This window comes from Streptococcus mitis (genome assembly GCF_005844455.1).
GTDB lineage: Bacteria > Bacillota > Bacilli > Lactobacillales > Streptococcaceae > Streptococcus > Streptococcus mitis_BF.
In genome coordinates, this window is sequence record NZ_SPGF01000104.1 from 1 (window position 1) to 2737 (window position 2737).

General features: G+C 38.7%; 1 protein-coding gene. It reads right to left on the bottom strand.

Going from position 1 to position 2737, the window contains the following annotated elements; genetic code table 11:
* Positions 1–287 precede the first annotated feature (287 nt).
* A complete protein-coding gene (locus FGQ53_RS12095) occupies positions 288–2678 on the bottom strand; it encodes an LPXTG cell wall anchor domain-containing protein (RefSeq protein ID WP_229090376.1) in 2391 nt (796 codons plus the stop codon).
* Between the last annotated feature and the right edge of the window lie 59 nt (positions 2679–2737).

A 2737-nucleotide genomic window follows, 5' to 3' on the forward strand; every position in this document is an offset into this window, starting at 1 on the left:
ATGAAAGCGCAGATTTTTCTTATCTTTGAGAGCTTTTGTGAGAATGTTTTTGTCATTGGTAGTAAATGTTGCTTGTGTCATATATCTATCATGCATCAATTTTTGATTTTTGTTAAGTATGAACAGCTAACCTTCACCCTTAGCTGGTTACCAAGTCAGCTGTCCACTTCCTGAAATGCAAAAATCTCCTAGCAGGCTTTCCTGCTAGGAGATTTTCTTGTGAGAGATACTTGCTTAAGCTTTAGAAATCGGATTTATCATCTGATGTTTATCAAACAATTTACCAATTAAGCTTCTTCGTCATCTTTACGACGACGGCCTGCAAGACCAAGACCAAGTAATGCACTTGCGGCTGCTGCTACCATAGCTACAGTAGAATCTGCTGTACCTGTATTTGGCAATTCTTTAGCTACTTTACGCGCATTTGCTTGTGCTGATGCTGTTTGACTAGCATTAGATGCTGCTTGAGTAGTAGCTGTATCTACAGCTGGTGTTTGAGCAGCTTGGTCGTTAGCTGGAGTTGCATGATCAGTTGATGAAGCAACTTTCGCCATAAAGCCTTCGATACGTTTAACCATTGCATCCACTTCTGCTTGACTTGCGTCTGCATTGGCAAATACTTTCTTAGCATCTGCTGATAATGCATTCGCTTCTTTTGCAGTTTCTGCATCAAGCTTAGCTGATTCTTTAACGATTAATTCATCTAATTGACGAATAGCACCTTCTAACTTCGCTTTATCCACTTTTGCATCAGTGTTAGTAGCTCCGTTATTGCCGCCACCATTTGATGGTACATATGGACGTTGTCTAAAGATATCTTTAGCTACGATTGTGTAAACTTTACCATCTTTAGTAATTACAGTTGCATTTCCTGCTTTGTCGAAGATAACTTCTACTACATCAGCATTTGCTCCTTTAATCTTAGCTTTTGCAGCTTCTTTTTCTGCATCTGTTAAGTTATTGAAGTCTGCTACTGTTTCTTTTTCGAAGTCAACATTGATGTTTTCACCGTTGTTCTTAGTTGCAACATCTTTAGCATCTTTAACTAATTGAGCTGCTGGAATTGTTGCTGTCTTACCATCTTCAGTTGTTACTGTTGCGTTTCCGTTTTCGTCTACTACTACAGTTGCACCTGGATTTACTGCTTTAATTGATTCTTTAACTTTTTCAATTTCGTCAGCTGTTAATTTAGCTTTATCTCCAACTAATACTCTAGTTGCTGGTGTGTTTACTCCATTTTGTTGAGTTGGATCAGTTAATTTATCTTCTGGAATTACTAAATCTAATTCTGGAATTACTAATACTGTTCCATCACCTTTAGTAACTATTACATCACCTTTATCAGTTACTACTACAGTTGATCCTGGGTTTACATCCTCTACTGCTTTCTTAACTTTTGCTTTTTCTTCATCTGTTAATTTAGCTGGATCTTTTACTTCTACCTTAGCTGCTGGTGTGTTTACTGCATTTCCTGCATTTTCTTTACCTGCATCTGCTGCTGATTTAGTTAAGTCTGCTGCTGGAATTGTTGCTGTTTTACCTTCTGGTGTCGTTACTGTTGCGTTTCCTTTATCGTCTACTACTACAGTTGCATCTGGATTTACAGCTTTAACTTTGTCTTCAATCGCTTTCTTCTCTTCTGGAGTTAAGTTAGCTGGATCTTTTACTACAGTTTTATCTGCTGGTTTAACGATGTCGTTTCCTGCATTTGGTTTAGTTGCAGCTTCTGGTGATTTAGTTAAGTCTGCTGCTGGAATTACTGCTGTCTTACCTTCTGGGGTTGTGACCGTTGCGTTTCCTTTATCGTCTACTACTACAGTTGCATCTGGATTTACAGCTTTAACTTTATCTTCGATCGCTTTCTTCTCTTCTGGAGTTAAGTTAGCTGGATCTTTAACGGCTGTCTTATCTGCTGGTTTATTTACATCATTTCCTGCATTTGGCTTAGCTGCTTCTTCTGGTGATTTAGTTAAGTCTGCTGCTGGAATTACTGCTGTTTTTCCTTCTGGGGTTGTGACTGTCGCATTTCCTTTATCATCTACAACTACTGTTGCATCTGGATTTACAGCTTTAACTTTGTCTTCAATCGCTTTCTTCTCTTCTGGAGTTAAGTTAGCTGGATCTTTTACTACAGTTTTATCTGCTGGTTTAACGATGTCGTTTCCTGCATTTGGTTTAGTTGCAGCTTCTGGTGATTTAGTTAAGTCTGCTGCTGGAATTACTGCTGTCTTACCTTCTGGGGTTGTGACCGTTGCGTTTCCTTTATCGTCTACTACTACAGTTGCATCTGGATTTACAGCTTTAACTTTATCTTCGATCGCTTTCTTCTCTTCTGGAGTTAAGTTAGCTGGATCTTTAACGGCTGTCTTATCTGCTGGTTTATTTACATCATTTCCTGCATTTGGCTTAGCTGCTTCTTCTGGTGATTTAGTTAAGTCTGCTGCTGGAATTACTGCTGTTTTTCCTTCTGGGGTTGTGACTGTCGCATTTCCTTTATCATCTACAACTACTGTTGCATCTGGATTTACAGCTTTAACTTTGTCTTCAATCGCTTTCTTCTCTTCTGGAGTTAAGTTAGCTGGATCTTTTACTACAGCTTTATCCGCTGGTGTATTTACGTCGTTTCCTGCATTTGGTTTAGTTGCAGCTTCTGGTGATTTATACTCAATTGTTTCCAAAAAGCAACTTTGTCCATTGTCTGCTGACAGTGGACTTTAAAACACTTTTTTCCAATCCT